Raw genomic sequence first — 22,866 nt, forward strand, 5'->3', positions numbered from 1 at the left:
CACCGGTGACACCGTTTCGATACCACAATCCACCGTCGTCGTGTGGTTTTGGAATGAAGTCGGCGTCCGGTATAGCTGCAACACGATCCGGTATCACCGAGCGCGGGCCAGTGTTACGGGTTCGATGTTGGTTAAGACGGATGGACTACTATGGAAGTATGATGACCGAAACGACGCACATCACCACTGTTGCAGCGATCTCTACTCGGCGACGTGTCGGGGCCACGGAGGGTAGCGATGCAAACTGAGGAAGCCGACCATCTCGCGGAGCTTTCCGACGGAGCCGGCTGTACCGAGATCTGGGAACACCTCTCCGAGCGGCGCGAGGCCGATGAGGCGGCCGCCGAGGACGCTGTCGACGAGGCCGCACCCGAGTCACGCGACGCCACCGCTCACCAGGACTGACACCGTGCGGATGGAGCCCCGCTTTTGCCTGCGGTTTGCCGCGACGGCTACCACCGTGCGCGGCACTTTTGTCCCGGGCAGTTCTTTGTTGGGTAAATGACCACGGAGTACGGCTCAGACCGCGATACACCGGTTGGCACCCCCGTCGTCCGCGCCGATCCGGAGATCACCGGCGAGCGCGCCGCCGACGCGGTCGACTTTGATCCCGACGACCCCGACAGCGTCGCGGAGGCCGCCGAGGTCGTCCACGATTTTGCGACCGGCGCGGTCGGTGGCAACGACCACGTGCTGATGCTGCGCGGCGCGGCGGCCTGTGCAGCCCTCGTTCGAGGCCGGGGATCCTACAAGGCTGCCGCCGAGGCCGCCGGCGACGGCGTCACCGTCTCGTTTATCCGCAAGTGGGCGCGCGTCCATGATCTCCCGCAGTCGATCCGCCGCCACGTTGCCCGCGGGCATATCGCGCCGACCGCCGCCAAGCATATCGCTCGCGTGCCCGCGGAGGATCGGTATCTCTTGGCGTGGGCGAGTCTCGATGCCGAGTTGACCGTGCGGGATATCCGGTCGATCGCCAGCGCGATCAACGACGGCGCTGACACCGAAACCGCACTCCGCGATCACGATATCACGCCCGGCGAACTCACGGTGACGCTGCCGACCGAGGAGTATATCCAACTGCGGCACCGCGCATCGATGGATAACCGGCCGCCGGGGGATATCGTCGCCGACGCGCTGGCCGCCTACTTCGCCGACGAGTAGCCGAGGGCGTCGCCGTCGACGCTTGCTCCGCACCGATGTAAAAACCCTTATCACCGCCTGCCGGCAAGCACTGGTGAGGGCTGGTAGCTCAGTTAGGGAGAGCGTCTGGCTTTTAACCAGACGGTCGGGGGTTCAACTCCCTCCCAGCCCGTTTTCCTGTATCAGGATAATCAAGCTCTCCGAACCACCGGTTCTCTGTGTCGATGCGTGCCTGCTGACCGCAACTGCCTACTCAACTGTGAGAAACAGTTTTGAGAGTCCACCACGAAGAGGAGATAGACACCGGAAGCGGTTCGATCCATCGATGAAACGACACGAAACCTCACCAAACGTTATCCGCTCTGAAGCCACCGAGCCAGCCACCGACTCGGCGGCAAGCGACGACTCACTCCGGAGTCTCGTCAAAGATCTTGTTGTCTCCTTCCAGAGTCGGTCGGTGCCGGATCTCCAAGAGATCCGCGAGCGGACGACGATCCGTAACATCGTCGACTACCGTGAGATCGACCGCGTGTTGGATCCCGGCTGGGCCGCAGCCCCCGAGATCGTCCAGTTCGGTAACGACCCGCTGGCCGATACCCTCGTTTTCAGCCACACGAACCGCCCTTACGAGGTCGTGCTCAAACCCGATGACGTGTTCGTGCCGACTGACGACATCGAGGTCTACGTCCTCGATCGCAACAACGGCACCCGCCATCGACTCATCCGCACCCTCCCGACGCTTGACGGCGCGCTCGAACACACCGTCTTCAAATTCACACACAAGCATTTCGATCCCGACGCTGTCTACCAGATGTCGATGGTCGGCCCCGAACTCAGGAAAGCACCGCCCGTCGGTGACACTGACCTGACGGCGATCGACATGGACGACTGACGCAGCTGTTCTGGAGTGTTTTCTCGTCGCTGTGAGGGGCTACTCCGTTCGTTCACCCTGATAGTCGCCGTCGTAGGTTGTCTCGTGGTCGGCTTCGGCGAGGACAAGTTGGCCGATGCGCGCGCCGTCTTCGATCTCGATGTCGTGATGCACCTCCAGCAGCCCCTCGCCTTTGCCCTCGTAGCCGGCGTCCCAGACCGCCGTGTGTAGCATACAGGAGTTCCGCATCAGTGACGACCGCGGATAGATGAAGCCAATGTGGCCCTCAGGGATCTGAACGGTTTCGGCGTACTGGAGGACGTACGCTCCTGGATCGAGCCGAAAAACGCCGTCGTCGGCGTCAATCTCCTGGCGATCGCCGATCGTCTTTCCGTCCCGGCCGATCCGGCCGGCGGTTGTCTGCTCGTAGATCGCGGCGGCGGTGAGGTCAACGCCGTTGGGTTGGAGTTGGCTGTCGGTGATTGAGGTAAGGTACTCGCCGACGAACGCGCCGGATTCAAACATGGCTGAGCGGTCGCCGGCAACGCCGAAAACAGTACCGGAGCCGGTGGGCTGTGGTCTCATCGTGACCCGTGGCTTGGTGGGTCGAACCCGCTGTAGCAGCCTCCTACCGGCTCTGATCGGGTTTCTCACGGCATACGCGGGATTTATGTCCGCGTAGGCACGACGAGCGAACGTTATGGGACAGACACTTACAGAAAAAATCCTTGACGATCACCTCGTCGAAGGGGAACTCACCCCCGGAGAGGAGATCGGTATCGAAATCGACCAGACCCTCACGCAGGACACGACCGGCACGATGGTCTGGCTGCAGTTCGAGGCCCTCGGGCTCGAAGACGTCCAGACTGAGCTCGCGGCCCAGTACTGCGACCACCAAACCTACCAGTTCGACTTCAAAAACACCGACGACCACCGCTTCCTTCGCTCGGCGGCCGGCAAATTCGGCGCGCACTTCTCTCGGCCGGGCAACGGCATCTGCCACAACGTCCACAAGGAGAACTTCGCCGCTCCTGGCAAGACGCTGCTGGGTTCGGACAGCCACACGCCGACCCCCGGCGGGCTCGGCCAGCTTGCGATCGGCGCGGGCGGCCTCGATATCGCCGTCGCCATGGGTGGCGGCCCCTACTACGTTGAGATGCCGGAAGTCGTCAACGTCCGGCTTGAGGGCGAACTCGAAGGGTGGGCCTCCGCGAAGGATGTCATCCTTGAGATGCTGCGCCGCCTCTCGGTCAAAGGCGGCGTCGGCAAGGTCTTCGAGTATACCGGCCCCGGCGTCGAGTCGCTGACGGTGCCCGAACGGACGACGATCACCAACATGGGCACCGAGCTCGGTGCCACGTCGTCGATCTTCCCGACCGACGAGCAGACGAAAGATTACCTCGAACGCGTCGGTCGACCCGAGGACTTCGAAAAGCTCGAACCCGATGCCGACGCCGAGTACGCTGACGAGATCACGATCGATCTCGGCGAACTCGAACCGCTCATCGCCACGCCGAGCATGCCGGACAACGTCGTGCCCGTTCGCGAGGTCGAAGGCGAGCGCGTCGAGCAGGTCATGATCGGCTCCTGTACGAACGGCAGCTACGAGGACATCCTGCCGGGCGCGAAGATGCTCAAAGGCCGCGAGGTCGCCAAACACACCGAGATGATCGTCGCCCCTGCTTCGAAACAGTCCGCGGAGATTCTGGCCCGCCAGGGCTGGACGGCCGAGCTGATGGCCGCCGGGGTCAACTTCTCGGAGGCGACCTGTGGTGCCTGTATCGGGATCGGCCACGTGCCGGCTTCCGACTCCGTCTCGCTGCGAACCTTCAACCGCAACTTCGAGGGTCGCTCCGGCATCGAAGACGACAGCGTCTACCTCTGTTCGCCGGAGGTCGCCACCGCCGCGGCGATCAAAGGCGAAATCGTCGATCCGCGTGATCTCGCCGAGGAACTCGGCGACCTCGAACCGCCGGGCATCGAACTGCCGGAGAGCTACGACGGCTCCGACGCCGACCTCATCAGCCCCGACGAGTCGATCGACGACGAACTCATCAAGGGCCCCAACATCGGCGACGTGCCGCTGAAGGACTCCCTGGATGAGACGGTCGGCGGCGAGACCATCCTCAAGATGGAGGACAACATCACGACCGACCACATCATCCCCGCGACGGCGGACATCCTGATGTACCGGTCGAACATCGAGAAGCTCTCTGAGTTCACCCTCTCCCGGATTGACGACACCTTCGCCGACCGCGCGCTCGAAGCCGATGGCGGCGTCCTCGTTGCCGGCGAGAACTACGGCCAGGGCTCCTCGCGTGAACACGCTGCGCTGTGTCCGATGTATCTCGGCATCGAGGCTGTCTTCGCCCAGAGTTTCGCCCGGATCCACCGTGCGAACCTGTTCAACTTCGGGATCGTTCCGCTGACGATCGACGAGGAAACGTACGCCAAGATCGAGCAGGGCGACGACATCGTTGTCGTCGACGACATCGGTGGCGGCGTCCGTGATGGCTCCGAGGAGTTCACCTGCCGTGTCAACGACGATTGGGAGTTCACGGCCGAACTCCACGCCTCCGAACGCGAGCGGGATATCCTCGCTGCCGGTGGCAAGCTCTCGTGGACGAAACAGCAAGCAACCGGCGGCAGCGGTGCCGCACCCGCCGACGACTAAACAGCGCGCTCCCCGGTTCGATTTTTATTACCTCCCACGACGGTGAGACGTTGCTCTATCGCGTCGTTGACTTTTGTGTGCTACTGTGGCATGTATAGTGCAAACGGGAGCGTTTCGTGTGGAGCTATCTCCTGTGGCGTTGGTTGTTGGGTGCGCTTGTCCCATCGTTGCCTTCGAGACATCACGACTCAAAATATCACTTTTGATTCTCAGGGCAAAATCTATTTATATCTCTCCCGCCGATATCACAGTAGTCCCTTGATGCAATCAAGGCGACTACCCCCCAACTGAACAGGTGTGGAAGTTCCCCCACTTCCCTTCCTTCGCAGTTTTCTACACACCCCAGCCGACGCATTGTCGATCGTCCTGTAGCCAAGTTTGTCTCCCTGAGAGAGCGACTCGTTCGCTGGTGCTCTGTTTCACCCGAAATTATCTAATGTGATATTCTCGGCGGCAGGTATTTATATTCCACTCGCCAACCAATGAGTGTCGCCACCGACGTAACGGCGACATTGACCCCCCTAGAACCCCGCTACCCCACTGAACATGGTGGTAGCACTGCAATCTTACTTGCAACCCCCCTTTCGGAACAACTCACATCGACGAGTGACACCAGTCTCGTAGCTAAAACTGTCAGCACTGCCGCGTCTAATCAAGCGACAAGATCGCACCCGTCGGCTTGAGGCCTCCTTACTCGGTCAGTGGCAACAGCACACCGAAAATAAACGGCGACAGCAACCCGATCAGGATGCCAAGCAGTTCGATATCGAACAGCAGTGCGCGCTCCCAGTCCGGCACCGTCAGCCCCGCGGCGGTCAGCCCCAGCTCACCGAGGGCCCCAATCGCAAACAGCGCGACCCCAATCAGGAAGCCGCGTTTCGTGAGGACTGAGTAGTCCAGTTCACCGTATCGTCCAGCCATATTCGTCACTGGTGGCTGCAGCGATAAAATGCGTTTCGTTGCCTCGTTGCCGTCGATACGCGAAAAACATGGAACCGCAAGCCGGGTCCGACGTGTGTCGTCAGTCAGCCGACGAGACCGAACCGAGTGAGCCGCCGGCGATACTCCCGATCACGTTCTGATTGGCAGTCACCCATCGCAGCAGGAGGAACGCGAAGATGTACTTCGCGCCGACATCCAGCAGGCTGTAGGCCCAGGAGGTCTGGGTGGTTCCGAGCACGGCCAGCCCTTCAGAGCCGACCGCCCAGACGACCGGGTAAGCCAGCCACAGGGTGACAGTGAGGGTTTTCAGCGTGCTAAAGATCTCCGCGGTGCCGGCAGCCTGTGCATCTTTGGGCCACTCCACAAGGAGGATGTAGATGACGGCCACGAAGAACGCACAGCTGATGAGATACCAAAACCAGCGCAGCAGCAGTGAAGAGGTGGTCAACGCGGCGGCAAGCCCGGTGATACACATCCCGATATCCATCACGACAGCGGTGAAGAGCTTCGTCAGGTTGGTGCCCGCCAGCAGGCCAAGCGCGATGAGAATCATCGGTGTCGACAGCGCCCATGTGAGGTATCGACCCCACATAATAAGCACATCTTCCGAGCCGCCGCCGGGATAGGGAACGTTAATGACGCCGACTGTCAGCCCCGACACGAGGCCGGTGTAGCTCGAAATCGAGACAAGCGGAACCATCATCGTCGCCACGAAGATCAACTGGGCACGCGAATCCGACACGTTTCGTCCCATATACACGAACAGAAGGATCGCAAGCCCAGCTAAGGCAATATTGACCCAAAACGAGGCCGACAGCGATGTGTTTCCTGCGATCTGTGCGAACAACTCCGATTGTGTGAAATCGGTTGTCAGTGCGACCGCCGGTGGGGCTGCTGTGAGTGCTGCCATAATCCATTTGTCCCATCGATCGGTGACCACTAAAATTGATTGGATATTCCGCAAGTACTATTTCAAAAACTGATACACCAACGCCGCGACGCACACGCCGGCAACGTCGTCGTCACCGGATTGCGACCACCATCGCCACTGAGTTGCCACCACCGTCGCCACTGAGTTGCTACCCCTGTCGCCACAGGAGTACCACCGCCGTCGTTCCCGGTTCGCCGTAGCTATTTACCTGTCCGATTCCAACCGGCAGGTATGTCCGCACCGCGAGTGTTAGTGGTCTCTTCGTCCGATACCGACGATCGGTTGACCGACGCGCTTGCGGCCGCCGGCTGTGATGTACAGACCGCTGACACCGCCACGGCCGCTCTGGGGATGCTCGGCACGACAGCCATCGACTGTCTGATCAGCGAGTACACCCTCCCCGGCGACGACGGCCTTGCGTTGCGCTCGGCTGTCCGACAGCTCGATCCCGACCTGCCGTTCGTCTTGGTCACCGATGCCGACAAGGACGAGCTCCCGCTGTCGTTTGAAGCTGATATCGACCGCTACGTCCACAACAATGGCGCAGACACGACCGAGCGGCTCCTTGCGGTGCTACCGTCTTCCACCGGCACCGACACGGAACCAACCCCACAACCGGATGTCACCGACCACGAACCCGACGCGGCGGAGCTACAGCGTGCGATCGAGGCCGCGCCGATCGGCGTCAGTCTGACCGACCCCTCGCTGCCGGATAACCCGCTTGTCTACGTCAACGACACCTGGGGTGAGTTCACCGGCTACGATGCCGAGGAGACGCTCGGCCGAAACCCACGGCTGCTCCAGGGGCTTGGTACCGATCCAGAGACGACGGCACAGCTGGCGTCGGCGATCGACAACGAGGAGCCGACGACCGTCGAGGTGCGGAACTACCGGAAAGACGGCACCCCGTTTTGGAACGAGCTGACGATCGCGCCGATCCACGACGAGGACGGCGAACTCACCCACTACGTCGGCTTCCAGATCGACGTCACCGACCGCCGGGAGGCCACCGAAATCGCCGCCGACCGCGCCGACAAGCTCAGCCAGCACCGCCGGACGCTTCGTCGCCTCCTTGATCGGGTCGACGGGCTGCTCCGTGAGGTCTCGGGCGTGCTGTTGGATGCCACCGATCGTGAGGTGATCGAACACCGCGTCTGTGAGGCTATCGCCGCCGAGCCGGGCTACACCGCCGGCTGGATCGGTTGCGTCGACGACGAGTCGTTTACGATCACCGCCAGCAGCGGCTGTTCGCTTCCATCGTCGGTGTCGATCTCGGCGTTGGCACCCCCGATTCAGACCGCCATCGAGACCAACGAGCCGCGGCGATGTTCCGACTGTGCCGACGGTGAACTCGCTCCCGAGGCAGTCGACGCCGAGTGCCTGCTTGTCATCCCGCTGTGTTACGGCGACCGTCGGTACGGGCTGCTCGGCGTCTACGCGGACGATGCGGAACTTCTCGACGATAGAGAACAGACCATCCTCGCCTCCCTCGCCAAGATGATCGCCAACGGGATCCACGCCGTTGAGACGACTCGGGTGCTCACGACCGACCAGGTCACCGAACTCCAGATCGACATCCGTGATCGAACGTTCCCGCTGTCACAGATCGCCGACACGCTTGGGACGCCGGTCGAACGCGTCGGGACGACCCGCGCCAGCGACGGCCGCTGTGAGTGGTATCTCGCCGCCGAGTCCTGTGATGTCCCAACAACAGAGTTGGAATCCCTCTCGTTCGTGAGCGACGCCCGCACGGTCTCGGCCACCAACGCAGAACGCACGGTGGCGGTGACTGTCGAGACCACGGCTCCCGGGGAGCTGTTGGCCGACCACGGCGCGGTGATCACCGGCATCACGGCGACTGCCGACGGCGCAGTGCTGACCGTCGAGACCCCGCCGGAGCGGGATGTGCGGTCGCTGCTTGAGGTGCTTGGCGACGCCTACGATGGGGTTGACCTGCGGGCGCGCACCCAGCGCGACCGCCGTGACCGCCGGCTCAACGAGGTGACCGCCGAGATCGACGAGCGGCTCACCGACCGTCAACAGGAGGCCCTTGAGGCGGCGGCCCTCAACGGCTACTTCGAGTGGCCACGACCGGTCGATGGCGCTGAGATCGCCGACACGATGGATATCACCCGCCAGACATTCCACCAACACCTCCGGGCCGCCCAGCGGAAACTTGTCTCTGCGTACGTCGACGCCGACGACCGGTAGGTCGTTGCTGTCGCCGAGTGGGCCGCCGGTGCCCCGTGAGCCAGCGTCTTTTTATTTCCCGCCGTGTAGCTGCACATGTAGCTGTGGCGACATCGATCACCCCGGGCGAGGACAGCCCGCTGATACGGGAGGCCACCCGCGCTGACCTGCTGTCGATCTACCGGATCGAAACGCAGGTCTTCGAGCAGCCGTGGCCCTATCCTGCCTTCGAGGGGTTTCTCACCGAGCCGAACTTTCTGGTTGCTGCGACCAATGGCTCGATCGCCGGCTTCATTGTCGCCGACGTGACGCCGACCTACGGCCGTGATCTCGGCCATATCAAGGATCTTGCCGTCCACCCGACGGCGCAGGGCAACGGAATCGGTCGTCGTCTCCTTCAGCGGGCGGTGTTGGGGCTGACAGTCGAGGGCGTCGGCCGGATCAAACTCGAAGTCCGCGAACACAACAGCCGCGCCCGAGGGCTCTACCGCTCGGAGGGCTTTGAGCCGGTCACCCGTCTCTCGGGGTATTACGACGACGGCGAGGATGCTATCGTGATGGCGAAACAGCCGGAGCGAACGCACATATTCGATACGGAATAGCACAGTCGGATCGTTGTGCGCGGGTACTGTGCAGCCGCCAATCGAGCAGTGCTGTTTTGTCGCTGTCGGCGCTACCTGCTCTATGAGCTATCTGTGTCCGGTCTGTGCGGCTCCCTTCGGCGGCGGCGAGCCGTTGGCCGACCATCTTGCGGTCAGCGCGATCCTCCACGGCGGCGACCACGAGGCCTGGTTGGACGATACCGTCGCCGACTGGGACGGGCTCTCGCGGGCTGCTCTCGGCGAGCGCGTCGTCGACCACGCCGAAACGACTGATGACCACGAGCATGTTGGCGACCACAGCCACAGCGATCCCGAACCCGCGAGTGGCCTGCCAAACGGGATCGATGGCGGGGCGTCGGCACACAACGCCGCTGACAGCACCCTCGACGCCGACGCCCAGGCGATCATCGAGGAAGCCCGCGAATTCACCCGCGAGATGCAGGGCGAGGACGAACAATAAGAGTCCTACCGCGGCAGCGACTTGGATCGGTATGGAAACTGATGGCGTCTACGCTCCCGAGACAGTCGATGCGGCCGAGGAAGTCTACGAGTCGCTGGGATCGACCGCCCAGATCGTCGTCAAGGAGACGGCGAAGGCGATGGAATTTGCGCCCGAGGAGTACGACGACCGTGTCACGAGCGATGTGATCGAAACCGCTCGCCACGCGCTGTTTGCCTCCCTGTTGGAGGTTCACCACGGCGACCGCGCGGCCTTCGAGTCGTGGTGTGACGATCACCCGGATTACAGTGTCGAGACGCTCGGCAGCGACGACGTTCCGTCAGTCGTCTGGCACCCAGTCCCGTTCGCCGAGACGGTTGTTGCGGCAACGTATCAGAACGAACCCGATGCGGCCGCGGCGACGGTTCGGCGACGAGCGTTTGGCGAGCAGTACCGACCGGCCTTCGAGGCGACCGACGACGAGATGGAGTGACGGGACGCACCCAGAACAGCACCTTTATCAGTCGTTCAGGGCGAACTTTTGGTAGAACTACTCTGAGGAGGTCAATAGTGACACAAGAGACTACACAACCGGAGGTGAACATCGGACTCGTCGGCCACGTCGACCACGGGAAGACGACGCTCGTCGAAGCACTGAGCGGTTCGTGGACCGACCAGCACTCCGAGGAGATGAAACGCGGCATCTCGATTCGACTCGGCTATGCGGACACGACGTTCCGGAAATGTCCGGGCGTCGATGAACCAGACTGCTACACTGTCGACGAAGCGTGCCCCGACGGCGAGACCAGCGAGCCGCTGCGCACCGTCTCCTTTGTCGACGCGCCCGGCCACGAGACGCTGATGGCGACGATGCTCGCCGGCGCGTCGCTGATGGACGGCGCGGTGCTTGTCGTTTCGGCAACCGAGGACGTACCACAGGCCCAAACTGAGGAACACCTGATGGCCCTCGATATCATCGGGATCGACAACATCGTCATCGCCCAGAACAAGCTCGATCTTGTCGACCGCGAGCGCGCGATGGAAAACTACGAGCAGATCCAGGAGTTCGTCGAGGGGACGGTCGCCGAGGACGCCCCGATCATCCCGATCAGTGCTCAACAGGAGACGAACCTGGATGTGCTGATCGGCGCGATCGAGGAGACGATCCCGACGCCGGATCGCAGCGACGACGACAACGCCGAGATGTTCGTCGCCCGGAGCTTCGATATCAACCGCCCGGGAACAACCTGGGAGGATCTCACCGGCGGCGTCGTCGGCGGGAGCCTCGTCAGCGGCGAACTCACCCCTGACGACGAGATTGAACTCCGCCCGGGCCGCGAGGTTGAGGAAGGCGGCCAAACCGAGTGGCAGCCGTTGACGACGACGATCCGGTCGCTGCAGGCCGGTGACGGTGCTCCCGATTCCGTGGGGCCAGGCGGTCTCATCGGCGTCGGCACCGGCCTCGATCCGAGCCTCACGAAGGGCGATTCGTTGGGCGGGCAGGTCGCCGGCGAGCCCGGCACGCTGCCGCCGACGCGGAACGGCTTCGAGATGGACGTGGAGTTGCTTGACCGCGTTGTCGGCGAGAACGACGAGGTCGAGACCATCTCGACAGGCGAACCGCTGATGCTGACCGTCGGTACTGCGACCACGGTCGGTGCGGTGACCAGCGCGCGCGACGGCGAATGCGAGGTCAACCTGAAACGCCCGGTCTGTGCCCGCGACGGCGCGACCATCGCCATCAACCGCCGTGTCGGCGCGCGGTGGCGGCTGATCGGCATCGGCACACTGCGGGCGTAGCATGGTCGTCGTCGGGCTGGATACCAACGCACTCATGATGCCGGTCGAATGTGATATCCGTGTGTTCGACGAACTCGACCGGCTGTTCGGCCCCACCGCCGAGTTGGTTGTCCCGTCGGCGGTGATTGAGGAGCTTGATTCGCTCGCTGGCGGTCACAGCGAGGCCGCGACCGCCGCCAGCGTGGGAAAAGATCTTGCCGGTCGGTGTCGTGTCGTCGAAACGAACGTCTCATATGCTGACGACGCAATCGTTGAGCTAGCCACCGACGGCGAGCTCGATTACGTCGTCACGAACGACGCCCCACTGCGTGATCGCCTTCGATCCCACGGCGTTCACGTTGTCAGCAGACAGGGCGAAACCACTCTCGGGATACGATCACCATAATATGTACAAACGGGTACGACTCAAAGATACGGTCGAAGTGCCGCCGGAACAGCTGGCGGATGTGTCGCCACAGCGGGTCAAACGCCTGCTGCAGGACAAACTAGAGGGACGCATGGACGAGGATGTCGGCAGCGTCGTCAGCGTCATCGAGGTTCACGAGATCGGCGAAGGCACCGTGTTGCCGAACCGCCCCGGCGTCTACTACGAGGCCGAGTTCGACGCCATCACGTTCGATCCCTCGATGCAGGAGGTCACCGACGGCACCGTCGTCGAGGTTGTCGAGTTCGGTGCCTTCGTCGGGATCGGTCCCGTCGATGGCCTGCTCCACGTCTCGCAGATCTCCGATGAATATCTCGCCCACGACGCCGAAAACCAGCAGTTGGCCTCGACGGAGTCGACCGACTCCCTTGGCGTCGACGACGCGGTACGCACGCGGATCGTCACAAAAAGCATCGACGAGCGCAACCCGCGGGACTCGAAGATTGGGTTGACGGCCAAACAGCCCGGCTTGGGTAAACACGAATGGCTGGAGCGGGCCCGCAAACGGCGCGAGCAGGACGCGACGGCGGAGGGTGCCTAAATGGCGGCCGACCGGCTGGCCTGTCGGGAGTGTCACTTTGTCAACGAGGCCGACAGCCAAACCTGTGAGAACTGCGGGTCTTCCAGTCTGACCGAGGACTGGGCCGGCTACGTCATCGTCTCCCACCCCGAGGAAAGCGAGATCGCCACCGAGATGAACGTCAGCGACCCAGGCAGCTACGCCCTGAAGGTTCGGTAGTGTGCTTGAGCTCCCCGAGACGCTCCGTGTCGAGCTGAAAGACCCACTCGGCGAGATCTACACTGATCCCGACGCCCTGTTGGCAGCCGTCGATGAGCATGCCGAAACAACAGCCACTGCAGACGCGTCGCCGCCCCCACGGCTGTTGACCGTCGGCGATGTGGTGACCGCCACGCTCGCTGACGCCGGTCGCCAGCCTGATATCGCTGTTATCGATGGCCGTACCGAGCGCGAACCCGTCGATCCCGCTGTTGAAGCGACGCTGGCCGATCTTGCGGGTCGGCGGCTGTTGGTCACAAATCCGCCGGCGACGATCTCGGAATCGTTGCTGACGACGCTTCGTGAGGCGGCGATCGGTACGGAGTATCCCGTCACGATCAGCGTCGACGGCGAGGAGGATCTGGCCGCGTTGCCGGCGATCCTCGCGTTACCCGACGGTGCCAGCGTTGTCTACGGCCAACCCGGCGAGGGGATGGTACATGTTCCGGTCAGGCCAGCGGTTCGCACGACAGCCCGTGAGTTGCTTGCCGATTTCGACGGCGACACCGACGCCGCGATCTCGCTTTTCGACTAACGTTTGCTGGAGATCACACAGCCGCGGTGGAGCGTGCTTTTTATACTCCGCTGGTTCATGTGAACGACCCACATACGCCGAATTCGGGCGGTATGGTAGCTCTTTGCAGGGTCTCTCCCACCGAAGTATTTATATTCCGGCCCACAGAATGTAGAGTCACCAGAACGCCTCCGGCGCTGGTGGCATCGCACGACGAATGATCGGGAATTCTTATCCACGGTCGATCGCACAGTGGCTGGCCACTGCCATGGCCGGAGCAACAATGGTACCGAGGTTCAAATCATGAGTGTAGTAACTGAATACGACATCGACAAGCTTGACGAAGCGGATAACGTCGAGCTCACCGACGAACGACTCGAAAACGGCTCGAAAGGCAAACTGATCAAACTCGCTGGGCAGCTCCGCGACCGACGCAATGAGCTCAACCAGATGGCATCCGAGCGCGCCGACAAGCGCGACGAGCTCAACGCCAAAACACGCGAAAAGGTCGACGAGGCCCAGGAACACCGCGAAAAGCGCGACGAGCTCAACGAGGAAGTCCAGGAACACAAGGACAAACGCAACGAGCTCAACGCCGAGGCCAACGAACTCTTCGATGAAGTCGAGGAGATGAAAGAGGATCTCGAGCTCGACGAGGGGAAATCCATCGAGGAGCTCGAATCCGAGATCGAGGATCTGGAGTTCCAACAGCAGACCGAGGTGCTGTCCTCGGAGGACGAACAGGAGCTCATCGAGAAGATCGAGGCCAAACGCGAGGAGCTCGCCGAAAAGAAAGATAAGGTCGACAACAGCGGTGAACTCGACGAGCTTGTCGAGGAAGCCGAGGAAGTTCGCTCCGAAGCCTCCCAGCACCACCAGAAGGTCACGGAGCTTGCCGACAAGGCCCAAGAGCACCACAACCAGATGATCGAAGCCTATCGGGAGGCCGACGAGGTGCGCGATGAGGCCGACGAGATGCACGAGCTGTTCGTCGAGGCCCAAGAGGCCGCTGACCGCCACCACGAGGACTTCGTCCGCGTCCAGAAGCGCCTCCGCGAGCTGGACAAAGAGGAAGAAGAAGAGCGCAAAGACGAGCGCCAAGAGAAGATGGAAGAAGAAAAGCAGGAAGCCGAGGACATCTACCAGAAGTTCAAGGAAGGCGAAACCCTCGAAACCGAGGATCTGATGAAGCTCCAGAAGACGGGGCTGCTCTAAGTCGGCTGTTAGGCGGATTTGCTTTTGTTTGTGTCACCTCGGTAGCCGCGCCACTGTGTCGCCGCGGCGACCGACTGGCTTTTTACTCACTCGCCTATTTGGATCGGCTGTGACGACGTTGGTCTGTTGTCTCGACCGGGACAGCACCGTGACGACAGCGACGGGGTTGACCCCGCCGGTTGTCGGCTGGGAGGCGGTGCGATCGCTGGTGACCGATGTCGGATTGGATGATCCCGAGGCGACGACCGTCAACTGTCTACTGGAAGCCCTCCGCGTGACCCGCGATCTCAATGATTCCGGCACTGACGCGATGGTAGCGGTGGTATCGGCTTCGCCAGCGGGGACGACCGCCCCCGACCGCGCGGTGGCCGACCAGATCGACGAACTTGCCGCCGAGTATGATCTGACGGCGACCGTTGTCGTGACGGGTACGACCGACGACGAGCGACTCCTGCCGGTGATCGAAAGCCGGTTGCAGGTCGACGGCGTCGATCGCGTTGTCGTTCGACAGGCCCGGGATATCGAGTCGACGTACTACCTGCTCAAACAGTTTCTTGCCGACGAGGAGTTGCGCACGACGGTGTTGGTGCCGCTGGGGATTAGCCTGTTGTTGGTGCCGGCGTTGTTGCTGTGGTTTTCGCCTGCGGTCGCGCTTGCTGGGTTGGCGGCGCTTCTCGGTGGTGCGGTGTTGTATAAGGGATTGGGGATCGACGAATACGTTAGTCGCCTCCCGGAGGTGAGCCGAGAACTGCTGTACTCCGGGCAAGTCTCGCTTGTCACGTATGTGACCGCGGCTGGGTTGATGATTGTTGGCTTGGTTTCGGGTGGCATTGCGGTGACGCCCCTGCCGGAATCGTTGGCCCCGATTGTGGTCGCTGCCTTCCTTCACAGCAGCAGCCCGTGGCTGACGGGTGCGGCTGTCACCGCCGCCACCGGTCGGCTGCTTGATCGCTGGATCGCCGATGAGCCGCTGCCGACAGCGATGTTGAGTCTGCCAGCAGGGATGCTGGCGGTTGGGATCATCGCCCGCGGGTTCACCGGCTATCTGCTGACCGTCGAGTTCACCGTCGGGTCGGTTGGGCTGTCGCCGATCCAGCGACTCGCTGTCTTCGTTGCTGGCGGGATACTCGTGAGCCTCCTCGGGGTTAAGTTGGCGACCGCGCTTGCGACACAGCCGGCTGACCCGGTGAGCGAGTAATCAGTTGGTTGCGCGATACGCACCGTGTTTGACGCCGATGGCGAGGGTGATAAGCCCAAAAATAGCCATTGAGGGCAGTACCATCATCATGATCGTTGAGGGGGCCATCGGGATCGGCGCGGCGATCAGCCCGCCGACGCCGAGGGCAACGATAGCAACGAACAGTCCAGCGGTGGTTCCAGTCGTAAACTCCATACCCTCGATAGGGGATCCGCCGGCCTAAACGTAGCGGAGACGACCGCTTATGACTCGTCTTTCGGGCGGATGATGTCGGCAAACGCCACCAGTCCACCGAGGAACCAGCCCAGTGGCACCGACAGCGAGAGCCACATCAGCACGTAGCCGGTGCCTTCCAGGGTGAACTGCTCGCGGATGATCTCGTTGAGCCCGCCAACACTGAGTGGGCCGTCGAGAATCCCGATCGCCAAATCCTCGCTCCACGGGAAGATGGTCTCTTGGAGTGTCGGCTCGAAGAGTGCGGCGACGACCGGCGGGAGAAACAGCGCGGTCATCGCTGCTGGATAGGCCAACAGGACGCTCGTTCCCCGCCCACCAACACGGCTGAACAACACCGCTAATACCGCCGAGACTGTCGCCACGACACTGGCGGCGACGACCGCGAGGAACCCTTCGGCGTTGAGACTGATTGTACCGACAGTTCCGAACTGATAGCTTGCAACCGCTGAGAGTACACCCCAGACAACGACTGAGACCAGTACTGCACCGAGAATACCGAGGCGGGTGGCCGCACTATCGAGTTTGATCGCATAAAACCGCGTTCCGTAGCCGACCAACAACAGCGGGTAGCCGATCAACACCAGCGGCAGGCCGAGTGCCGCCCAGAGGTAGTAGCCAGCCGTTTGGACGCCAGTCTCCGGCTTCCATTTCCCAAGGACGTGTCCGGGATCGAGTTGGCGCGGGAACACAACCTCCATCCATGTCTCGTGGAGCCGCAGGAGGTCGATGCGGATCGCGCCGATCAATCCGGGTGACCGCTGTGCCATTGCTATCTACTGATCCGCGGGAGTATGTGAAGGTTGTGTTCCTGTCAGTTGTTCCACGGTCCAAAGTCGGGGTCGACCCGCCGGTCGGTGGTCTCAATGCTGTCGATGGTTTCGATCTCCGCGTCGGACAGTGACACCGACAGCGACGCCCAGTTGTCTTGGATGTGATCGGCCCCTGTCGCCTTCGGGATCGCCGTGATCCCGTGGTGGCGCAGCCACGCGAGGCTGATCTGGGCCGGACTCACGCCGTGGTCGTCGGCGATCGATTCGATCTCGGGGATATCGAAGACCTCGCCGCGAGCCAGCGGGGAGTAGGCGACGAGTTCAACGTCGTGGTCGGCACAGACCTCCCGTAGTTCTTCCTGTTGGAGCAGGGGATGAATCTCGATCTGGTTGGCGAAGATCGGCGCGTCAGAGAGCTCGATGGCTTCGGCGAGCTGCTCGGGCTCGAAGTTGCTGACGCCGATCCGGTCGATCTTGCCTTGGTCGTAGAGTTCGTTGAACGCCGCCAGCGTCTCCTCGGCCTCGTAGGTTCGGGACGGCCAGTGGACGTACAAGAGGTCAACGCTGTCGACACCGAGGCGATCAAGGCTTGCCTCGGCGGTTTCCAGCACGTCGTCGTATGCGAGATTGTCGATCCAGATCTTGGTGGCGAGGAACACGTCCTCGCGGTCGACGGCGGCCTGCTCGATTCCGTTGCCGACAGCGTCCTCGTTGCCGTAGGCTTGGGCGGTGTCGATATGTCGGTAGCCGGTTTCGAGGGCGGTGGCGACCGACTCGGCGCAGGCCTCGGGATCGCTGTTTTTCCATGTACCGAGTCCAACCATTGGCATCTCGTTGGCGGTCGGACACTCGTCGCTCGCGGGGTGTTCGTTTTGTGCCATCACCGGAGTATTGTCTCGTTGCCGAAAAGGCGTTGTGGTCAGCCGCGATTCGTGTCAGCCAGCTTGCTGGCTCAGTATTTCGGGTCGGCGCCGGTGATCTCGTAGAGCTCATCCATGATGCCATCCCGAACCGACTGCCACGCCGGGAACCCCTCGGGGCTTGCCGGGTACCGGGCGTAATGCTCGGAGAGCTCTGATGCCTTCGAGCGAACCTTGGCAAGCTCCATGAGCTCACCCCAGTGACCGAAGGTATCAACGAGCGTCCGCAGCTTCAGCGACAGCGGCATCGACGCGGTGCCGGTGCCGGCCAAGGCGTCGGCGAGGTGTTGGCCCGGCACCGATGACACCATCTCGGTGATCTCTTGGACGCTGCTTGTTGTTCCCCAGATATTGTACAGATCGATGGCCGCGAAGTGTTTGCCGAAGCCGGTCATCACCTTGCGGTTGTACTCCCAGAGATTGGCCTCGCTCACGTCGCCGTCGGCGATCGCTCCGATCGCCTGTTTTGTCGCCCAGTAGGCCGATTTTGCCGCTCCTGGGATGCCGCCGCCGGTTGTCGGATTGACGTGGCCGGCAGCGTCGCCGACCGCGATGTAGCCGTCGGCGACCGCCGAATCGTATGGCCGGCGAGTTGGCAACGCTGCCCCCAGTTTATCCTGGACGGTCGGCTCGATTAGATCCGGGCGATCCTCGACGGCCCGCTTGAGCTCCGGCACCATCTGCATCTCCGGTTGATCCATCTGGAAGCCCAAGCCGGCGTTGATCTCCGTCGCTGTCCGGGGGAAATACCAGAGATAGCCGAGTTCCTTGGTCGGTTTGAACACGATCGCATCGTGCCACTCGACGGGCTCCTCGACATCGATGACCTCGCGGTAGGCCGAACAGAACTGTGAGTACCGAACATTCGTGTCGAAATAGCTACCGTCGAAGTCGGTTTTCTCCTGGAGGATCGACAGCGCGCCGGCGGCGTCGATGACGACCTCGGCGTCGTAGCTGACGGGCTCGCCCTTGCGGGTGCCGACAACGCCGGTGACGGTGCCGTCGTCGGCCTGGGTGACATCCTGGACAACAGTGTCGTAGTGGATCTCGCTGCCGACGCGTTCGGCTTCCTCTAAGAGGACTTCGCCGTAGCGTTTCCGGTCGAGTACCGCGCCGGGTTCGCCAAACTCGATCTCGATATCCTCGCCGTCGGCGGGGTTTTCGAACACTGCCCGGCGGATCTCTCGGTTGGTAAATGACTCGTCTTTGAGGTAGTCGAGATCGATCACGTCGGGGAACGTACTTTTTCCCTTGATAGCGTCGCCGCAGGCGATATGGCCGGCGTCGGCCTCGGATTTTCGCTCTACGATCACGACATCGAGGCCGTCAGTGGCGGCGGTCGCGGCCGCGAAGGCCCCGGCGGTACCGCCGCCGACAACCACGATATCGTAGGCGTCGGAGGACATACACCTGCTTTCAGGGTGCCGAGTAAAAAAGTGCGTCATCCGTGCCGGCCACCGGCATCGAAACCAGTTACCTGCCGGCACCAACCTCGCGAAGCGTCTCAATCGGTGAACGCAACCGCGTTCCTTTCGGCCACCAACTATCAGTATTCTTTCATCGGACTTTTAATACTAACAGTGTATCCTGCATGCATGTATTCACGACGACAGGCGATCGCCGCCACCGGGCTTGGCATCGCCGCGCTCAGCGGCTGTACGGATCTCACAGAGTTTGCGACCGGCAGCGGGCCACTCACAGAAACAGCACAGCCGGCAGCGATCGCCGAACAGACACTCAGCGAGACAGGGTACTCGCTCGCCACCCGCGATACCCTCGAAATCAACGAGGAGGTCGAGGTCGGTGGGGAAACACGCCGGATTGAGATCACAAACCAGGTCGCCACCTACGAGCGACCGGTTGATCTCGCGGAGGCGGCACTCGGTGATTCGGCATCGTCCGGTGAGGTCGACGCTGATGACGTTGATGAAGGAGATCTCCCGGATGATGTTGATCCCGAAGATCTTCCGGACGATTACGACGAGGAGGATCTCCCGGACGATGTTGACCCCGACAGTCTCTCGAACACTGTCGGCGGTGGGAGCCAATCGATGACGGCTGCTCATTCGATAGCCAGCTCTTCGGGGGTGACACCTCAGCAATTTGGCGGGACTGACTCGGCGAACAGCGCCTTCGTTGTCGTGACCACGCCTGGGTTTGAGTTCTTGGGGCAGTCGTTGAATCCGCTTGGACAGCTCGACAACAAGGCCTTAGCTTCTGAGCTGGCCGGGCAGGTTGGACAGCTTTCTGTCGGCAGCGAGCAGTCAACGACGACACGACCAGTGCTGGGCTCCGAGACGACCGTTTCGACGTTTGCTGGAATTCTCAGCGAGAGCGGTGCTGAGATCGATGTTCGGATCGTCGTCACCGCGGTCACCAACGAGGGAGATTACGTGATCGGGTTCGGTGCGTACCCACAGCTGCTTGCGGAAACGGAGTCAGCCAACGTCTCAGCACTGCTGGATGGGCTTGAACATCCGGTGTCGACTCAGTAGAATTCCCGCACCAGATCCGTCGCGTCCTCGGGTGCGCCGTCGGGGATCTCGGCCATATTCTCGGTGAGGCCGTGTTCCGCGCCGTAGGCGTTGGCCTGCTCGTTCTGGTAGAGGACGCCCTGATACTCGTTTTCGGCGTCGAGGATCACGTCTTGGGCCGCCTCAAGATCAGTCGGGTCGTGGTCGGTTTCGCCGACATCGACCAACTCGTCGCGGAAGTAGTCGTAGGTGTCGACGTCGTTGAACGTCACACACGGGCTGAAGACGTTGACGAAGCCGAAGCCGTCGTGTTCGATCGCCTCTTGGACGATTTCCGTGTGGCGCATCGCATCCGAGGAGAACGATTGGGCGATGAACGTCGCCCCAGCAGACAGGGCGAGCGCGAGTGGATTGACCGGGGGCTGTTTCGGTCCCTCTGGCGTCGTCGACGTTTCGAAGTCCTCACGCGAGGTCGGTGAGGCCTGGCCCTTCGTCAGCCCGTAGATCCGGTTGTCCATGACGACGTAGGTCATATCGACGTTCCGGCGGACGGCGTGGATGAAGTGTCCAACACCGATCGAGTAGCCGTCGCCGTCGCCGCCGGCGGCCATGACTTCCAGATCGGGATTGGCCATCTTGACACCGGCCGCCAGCGGGAGTGCGCGGCCGTGAACGCCGTGGAGCGCGTAGCTGTGCATGTACGTCCCGATCTTGCCGGAACAGCCGATGCCGGCGACAACGAAGGTGTTGTCGGGGTCGTTGCCGGTGTTGGCGAGTGCTTTCATCATCCCGTTCATCGTCCCGAAGTCACCGCAGCCGGGACACCAGGTCGGTTGTTTGTCGGATTTGAAGTCGGTGAAGCGTACGTCTGAGCTCATTGTGATACCTCCGGGGCGTCGGCGAGTGCCCCACTGATCCGCTCGGCGAGTTCGTCCGCGGTAAAGCGGACGCCGTTGTACTTGTTGATGCGGTCGACGCGGGCCAGGGCGTCGCGTTCGAGCAGGTCGGCGAACTGGCCGTTGTTGTTACACTCGACGACGAACACGTCCTCGGCGTCGTCGATGGCGTCGCTCAGATCCGGTCGCGGGAAGATGTACGGCACCGAGATGAACCGCACGTCGATCCCGTCATCGGCAAGCATATCGATGGCCTCGACCATCGCACCCTCGTTGGAGCCCCACGAGACGATCAGCGTGTCTGCGTCGGCGTCGCCGAACTCTCGGGGCTCCCAATCCTCCCGCTCTTTGGCTGTATCGACCTTCCGGTCGCGTTTGTCGACCTGTTTGATCCGCATCTCGGTGTCCTCGGTACGCCGACCCAACTCGTCGTGTTCGAGCCCGGTCGTCATGTGGGCACCCTCGTCGGTACCGGGAATCGCCCGCGGGCTGATCCCATCATCGGTGAGCGCGTGGGGCTGGAACTGGCCCTTTTCGTTCTGCCATTCGGCGAGGCCGTCCTCGTCGACGAGCTTTCCCCGGTCGATTTCGACCGCGTCCATATCGAAGGCGTCGGGCTCGAAGGTCTGCTCGGTCACCGCCAAGGAGAGGTCGGCGGTGAGATACACCGGCAACTGGTATTTCTCGGCGAGGTTGAACGCCTCGACGGTTTTCCAGAAGCATTCGTCGATCGTTGTCGGCGCGAGCACGAAGCGGGGGATCTCGCCGTGGCCACCGTACAGCATCGCGTTGAGATCGCCCTGCTCTTGTTTGGTCGGCATCCCCGTCGAGGGCCCCGACCGCATCACATTACAGATGACCAGTGGCGTCTCGGTCGTCGCCACAAGTCCAAAGCTCTCGGTCATGAGGTCGATACCGGGCCCGGAGGTCGCGGTCATCGCCCGCGCGCCGGCTCGGGCCGCGCCCAGCGCCATGTTGATCGCCGAGAGTTCGTCTTCGGCCTGGACAACGTGGCCGCCGTACTGCTCGATCCGACCCTTCAGATACTCCATCACATCGGTCGCGGGCGTGATCGGGTAGCCGGCGTAGTAGCGACAGCCGGCGGCGATCGCCCCCATCCCGATGGCTTCGTCGCCGTTCAGGAGGACGTAGTCGTTGTCGGTCGTTTCGAGGTCGTACTCGAAGTCGTGGTCGTGGTTGTCCTCGACGTAGGACTGGCCCTTGCGGGCGGCCTCCTTGTTGTTGTCGACGAGCTTCTGGCCTTTCGCGCCGAACCGCTTTTCGAGCGCGCTGTCGAGGTTTTCGATCGGGAACCCGGTGACCGCACAGGCCGCGCCCAGCGCGACGACGTTGCGCATGATCGCGCCGCCGGCGTCCTCGGCGAGCCGTTTCAGCGGCACGTCGAGACCGATGACGCCATCCGGGATCGGCGCGTCCTGCATGGTGGTGCGCTCGCCGTCGTAGATGATCACCGAGCCATCGTGGAGCTCATCGCGGTTCTCCTCGATGGTTCGCGGCGTGAGTGCAATCAACACGTCGAGGCGGTTGACGACACTCTGCACACGGTCGACCGACGTGCGGATCTTATACGCCGTGTATCCGCCGCGGATACGTGAGGCGAAATCCTTCGAGGTGAACACGTGGCGGCCGGCCCGCGAGAGTGCCTGAGCGAAGATTTTCCCCGTAGAGTCGATGCCGTCGCCGGCCTCGCCGCCGACAGCCCAGTTGAAATCCGCAGCCATTGGTAGTGCTCGCCCTACTCCACCACAAATCAAAAGGCTTCTGGAACACCCACCGCAGAACCGCCAGTATTCCCCATTTCTGTTCGGAGATGGACAAACGAAGCGACCG

General features: G+C 62.3%; 25 protein-coding genes and 1 tRNA gene. 17 read left to right on the forward strand and 9 right to left on the reverse strand.

The window, feature by feature from the left end; all coding sequences use genetic code 11:
* Positions 1-237 precede the first annotated feature (237 nt).
* From DM826_RS12940 to DM826_RS02250, 4 genes are all read left to right on the forward strand, one after another.
* Positions 238-405: a hypothetical protein gene (locus DM826_RS12940; protein WP_165853230.1), complete on the forward strand. Its 168-nt coding sequence runs from the start codon at positions 238-240 to the stop codon at positions 403-405.
* 96 nt (positions 406-501) lie between these two features.
* Complete coding sequence (locus DM826_RS02240) at positions 502-1,161, forward strand: DUF7119 family protein (protein ID WP_120100971.1); 660 nt, start codon at positions 502-504, stop codon at positions 1,159-1,161.
* A gap of 77 nt (positions 1,162-1,238) precedes the next feature.
* Positions 1,239-1,312 (forward strand) — tRNA-Lys (locus DM826_RS02245).
* 153 nt (positions 1,313-1,465) lie between these two features.
* Positions 1,466-2,032, forward strand: a complete 567-nt coding sequence (locus tag DM826_RS02250; protein WP_120100973.1) for a hypothetical protein — start codon at positions 1,466-1,468, stop codon at positions 2,030-2,032.
* A 39-nt stretch (positions 2,033-2,071) separates the two neighbouring features.
* Here the strand turns inward: DM826_RS02250 and DM826_RS02255 are convergent, their stop codons facing one another.
* Entirely contained in the window at positions 2,072-2,536 is a 465-nt protein-coding gene (locus tag DM826_RS02255; protein ID WP_120100976.1) for a deoxyuridine 5'-triphosphate nucleotidohydrolase, read from the reverse strand.
* A gap of 175 nt (positions 2,537-2,711) precedes the next feature.
* Between DM826_RS02255 and DM826_RS02260 the strand changes: the two genes are divergently transcribed.
* Entirely contained in the window at positions 2,712-4,685 is a 1,974-nt protein-coding gene (locus DM826_RS02260) for an aconitate hydratase (protein ID WP_120100978.1), read from the forward strand.
* 690 nt (positions 4,686-5,375) lie between these two features.
* On the opposite strand, the gene DM826_RS02265 is transcribed toward DM826_RS02260, so the two are convergent.
* Positions 5,376-5,606, reverse strand: a complete 231-nt coding sequence (locus DM826_RS02265; protein WP_120100980.1) for a DUF7860 family protein — start codon at positions 5,604-5,606, stop codon at positions 5,376-5,378.
* Positions 5,607-5,706: 100 nt separating this feature from the next.
* Positions 5,707-6,537 (reverse strand): bacteriorhodopsin, encoded by an 831-nt coding sequence (locus DM826_RS02270; RefSeq protein ID WP_120100983.1) that lies wholly within the window; start codon positions 6,535-6,537, stop codon positions 5,707-5,709.
* A gap of 252 nt (positions 6,538-6,789) precedes the next feature.
* On the opposite strand from DM826_RS02270, the gene DM826_RS02275 reads away from it, so the two are divergent.
* The 11 genes from DM826_RS02275 to DM826_RS02325 all read left to right on the forward strand — a co-directional run bounded on the left by DM826_RS02275 (position 6,790) and on the right by DM826_RS02325 (position 15,718).
* Complete coding sequence (locus DM826_RS02275) at positions 6,790-8,769, forward strand: bacterio-opsin activator domain-containing protein (protein WP_120100985.1); 1,980 nt, start codon at positions 6,790-6,792, stop codon at positions 8,767-8,769.
* Between the two features lie 83 nt (positions 8,770-8,852).
* Positions 8,853-9,350: a ribosomal protein S18-alanine N-acetyltransferase gene (gene rimI / locus DM826_RS02280; protein ID WP_233735650.1), complete on the forward strand. Its 498-nt coding sequence runs from the start codon at positions 8,853-8,855 to the stop codon at positions 9,348-9,350.
* An 82-nt stretch (positions 9,351-9,432) separates the two neighbouring features.
* Positions 9,433-9,810, forward strand: a complete 378-nt coding sequence (locus tag DM826_RS02285; RefSeq protein WP_120100987.1) for a DUF5810 domain-containing protein — start codon at positions 9,433-9,435, stop codon at positions 9,808-9,810.
* Positions 9,811-9,841: 31 nt separating this feature from the next.
* Positions 9,842-10,282 (forward strand): DUF5809 family protein, encoded by a 441-nt coding sequence (locus DM826_RS02290; protein WP_120100990.1) that lies wholly within the window; start codon positions 9,842-9,844, stop codon positions 10,280-10,282.
* Between the two features lie 77 nt (positions 10,283-10,359).
* Positions 10,360-11,589: a translation initiation factor IF-2 subunit gamma gene (locus DM826_RS02295; RefSeq protein ID WP_120100993.1), complete on the forward strand. Its 1,230-nt coding sequence runs from the start codon at positions 10,360-10,362 to the stop codon at positions 11,587-11,589.
* A gap of 1 nt (position 11,590) precedes the next feature.
* Positions 11,591-11,974, forward strand: a complete 384-nt coding sequence (locus DM826_RS02300; protein ID WP_120100995.1) for a DUF188 domain-containing protein — start codon at positions 11,591-11,593, stop codon at positions 11,972-11,974.
* 1 nt (position 11,975) lies between these two features.
* On the forward strand, positions 11,976-12,554 hold the full coding sequence (locus tag DM826_RS02305; protein WP_120100997.1) for a DNA-directed RNA polymerase: 579 nt from the start codon (positions 11,976-11,978) through the stop codon (positions 12,552-12,554).
* A complete protein-coding gene (spt4, locus tag DM826_RS02310) occupies positions 12,555-12,752 on the forward strand; it encodes a transcription elongation factor subunit Spt4 (protein ID WP_120100999.1) in 198 nt (65 codons plus the stop codon). It begins immediately after the preceding gene.
* A gap of 1 nt (position 12,753) precedes the next feature.
* Entirely contained in the window at positions 12,754-13,326 is a 573-nt protein-coding gene (locus tag DM826_RS02315; RefSeq protein ID WP_120101002.1) for a GTP-dependent dephospho-CoA kinase family protein, read from the forward strand.
* A 282-nt stretch (positions 13,327-13,608) separates the two neighbouring features.
* Positions 13,609-14,520 (forward strand): coiled-coil protein, encoded by a 912-nt coding sequence (locus DM826_RS02320; RefSeq protein ID WP_120101005.1) that lies wholly within the window; start codon positions 13,609-13,611, stop codon positions 14,518-14,520.
* Between the two features lie 109 nt (positions 14,521-14,629).
* Positions 14,630-15,718 (forward strand): DUF373 family protein, encoded by a 1,089-nt coding sequence (locus tag DM826_RS02325; protein WP_120101007.1) that lies wholly within the window; start codon positions 14,630-14,632, stop codon positions 15,716-15,718.
* On the opposite strand, the gene DM826_RS02330 is transcribed toward DM826_RS02325, so the two are convergent.
* The 4 genes from DM826_RS02330 to DM826_RS02345 all read right to left on the reverse strand — a co-directional run bounded on the left by DM826_RS02330 (position 15,719) and on the right by DM826_RS02345 (position 19,051).
* Positions 15,719-15,913, reverse strand: a complete 195-nt coding sequence (locus tag DM826_RS02330) for a DUF7333 family protein (RefSeq protein WP_120101009.1) — start codon at positions 15,911-15,913, stop codon at positions 15,719-15,721.
* Between the two features lie 47 nt (positions 15,914-15,960).
* On the reverse strand, positions 15,961-16,722 hold the full coding sequence (locus DM826_RS02335; protein WP_394338535.1) for a hypothetical protein: 762 nt from the start codon (positions 16,720-16,722) through the stop codon (positions 15,961-15,963).
* A 44-nt stretch (positions 16,723-16,766) separates the two neighbouring features.
* A complete protein-coding gene (locus tag DM826_RS02340; protein ID WP_394338536.1) occupies positions 16,767-17,606 on the reverse strand; it encodes an aldo/keto reductase in 840 nt (279 codons plus the stop codon).
* Positions 17,607-17,677: 71 nt separating this feature from the next.
* The gene (locus DM826_RS02345; protein WP_120101011.1) at positions 17,678-19,051 is read right to left on the reverse strand and encodes a geranylgeranyl reductase family protein; all 1,374 of its coding nucleotides are present in this window, start codon (positions 19,049-19,051) and stop codon (positions 17,678-17,680) included.
* A 189-nt stretch (positions 19,052-19,240) separates the two neighbouring features.
* Here DM826_RS02345 and DM826_RS02350 point away from each other — a divergent pair, with 189 nt between their 5' ends.
* A complete protein-coding gene (locus DM826_RS02350) occupies positions 19,241-20,140 on the forward strand; it encodes a DUF6517 family protein (RefSeq protein WP_120101014.1) in 900 nt (299 codons plus the stop codon).
* Here the strand turns inward: DM826_RS02350 and DM826_RS02355 are convergent.
* Both DM826_RS02355 and DM826_RS02360 read right to left on the reverse strand, forming a co-directional pair.
* The gene (locus tag DM826_RS02355) at positions 20,134-20,997 is read right to left on the reverse strand and encodes a 2-oxoacid:ferredoxin oxidoreductase subunit beta (RefSeq protein ID WP_120101017.1); all 864 of its coding nucleotides are present in this window, start codon (positions 20,995-20,997) and stop codon (positions 20,134-20,136) included. The two genes, DM826_RS02350 and DM826_RS02355, sit on opposite strands and share 7 nt — an antisense overlap.
* Positions 20,994-22,757, reverse strand: coding sequence for a 2-oxoacid:acceptor oxidoreductase subunit alpha (locus tag DM826_RS02360; protein ID WP_120101020.1), 1,764 nt, complete (start codon positions 22,755-22,757; stop codon positions 20,994-20,996). Before DM826_RS02360 ends, DM826_RS02355 begins: the two co-directional genes overlap by 4 nt.
* Positions 22,758-22,866: the final 109 nt, after the last annotated feature.

It is taken from the genome of Halonotius aquaticus (genome assembly GCF_003605575.1).
Taxonomy (GTDB): domain Archaea; phylum Halobacteriota; class Halobacteria; order Halobacteriales; family Haloferacaceae; genus Halonotius; species Halonotius aquaticus.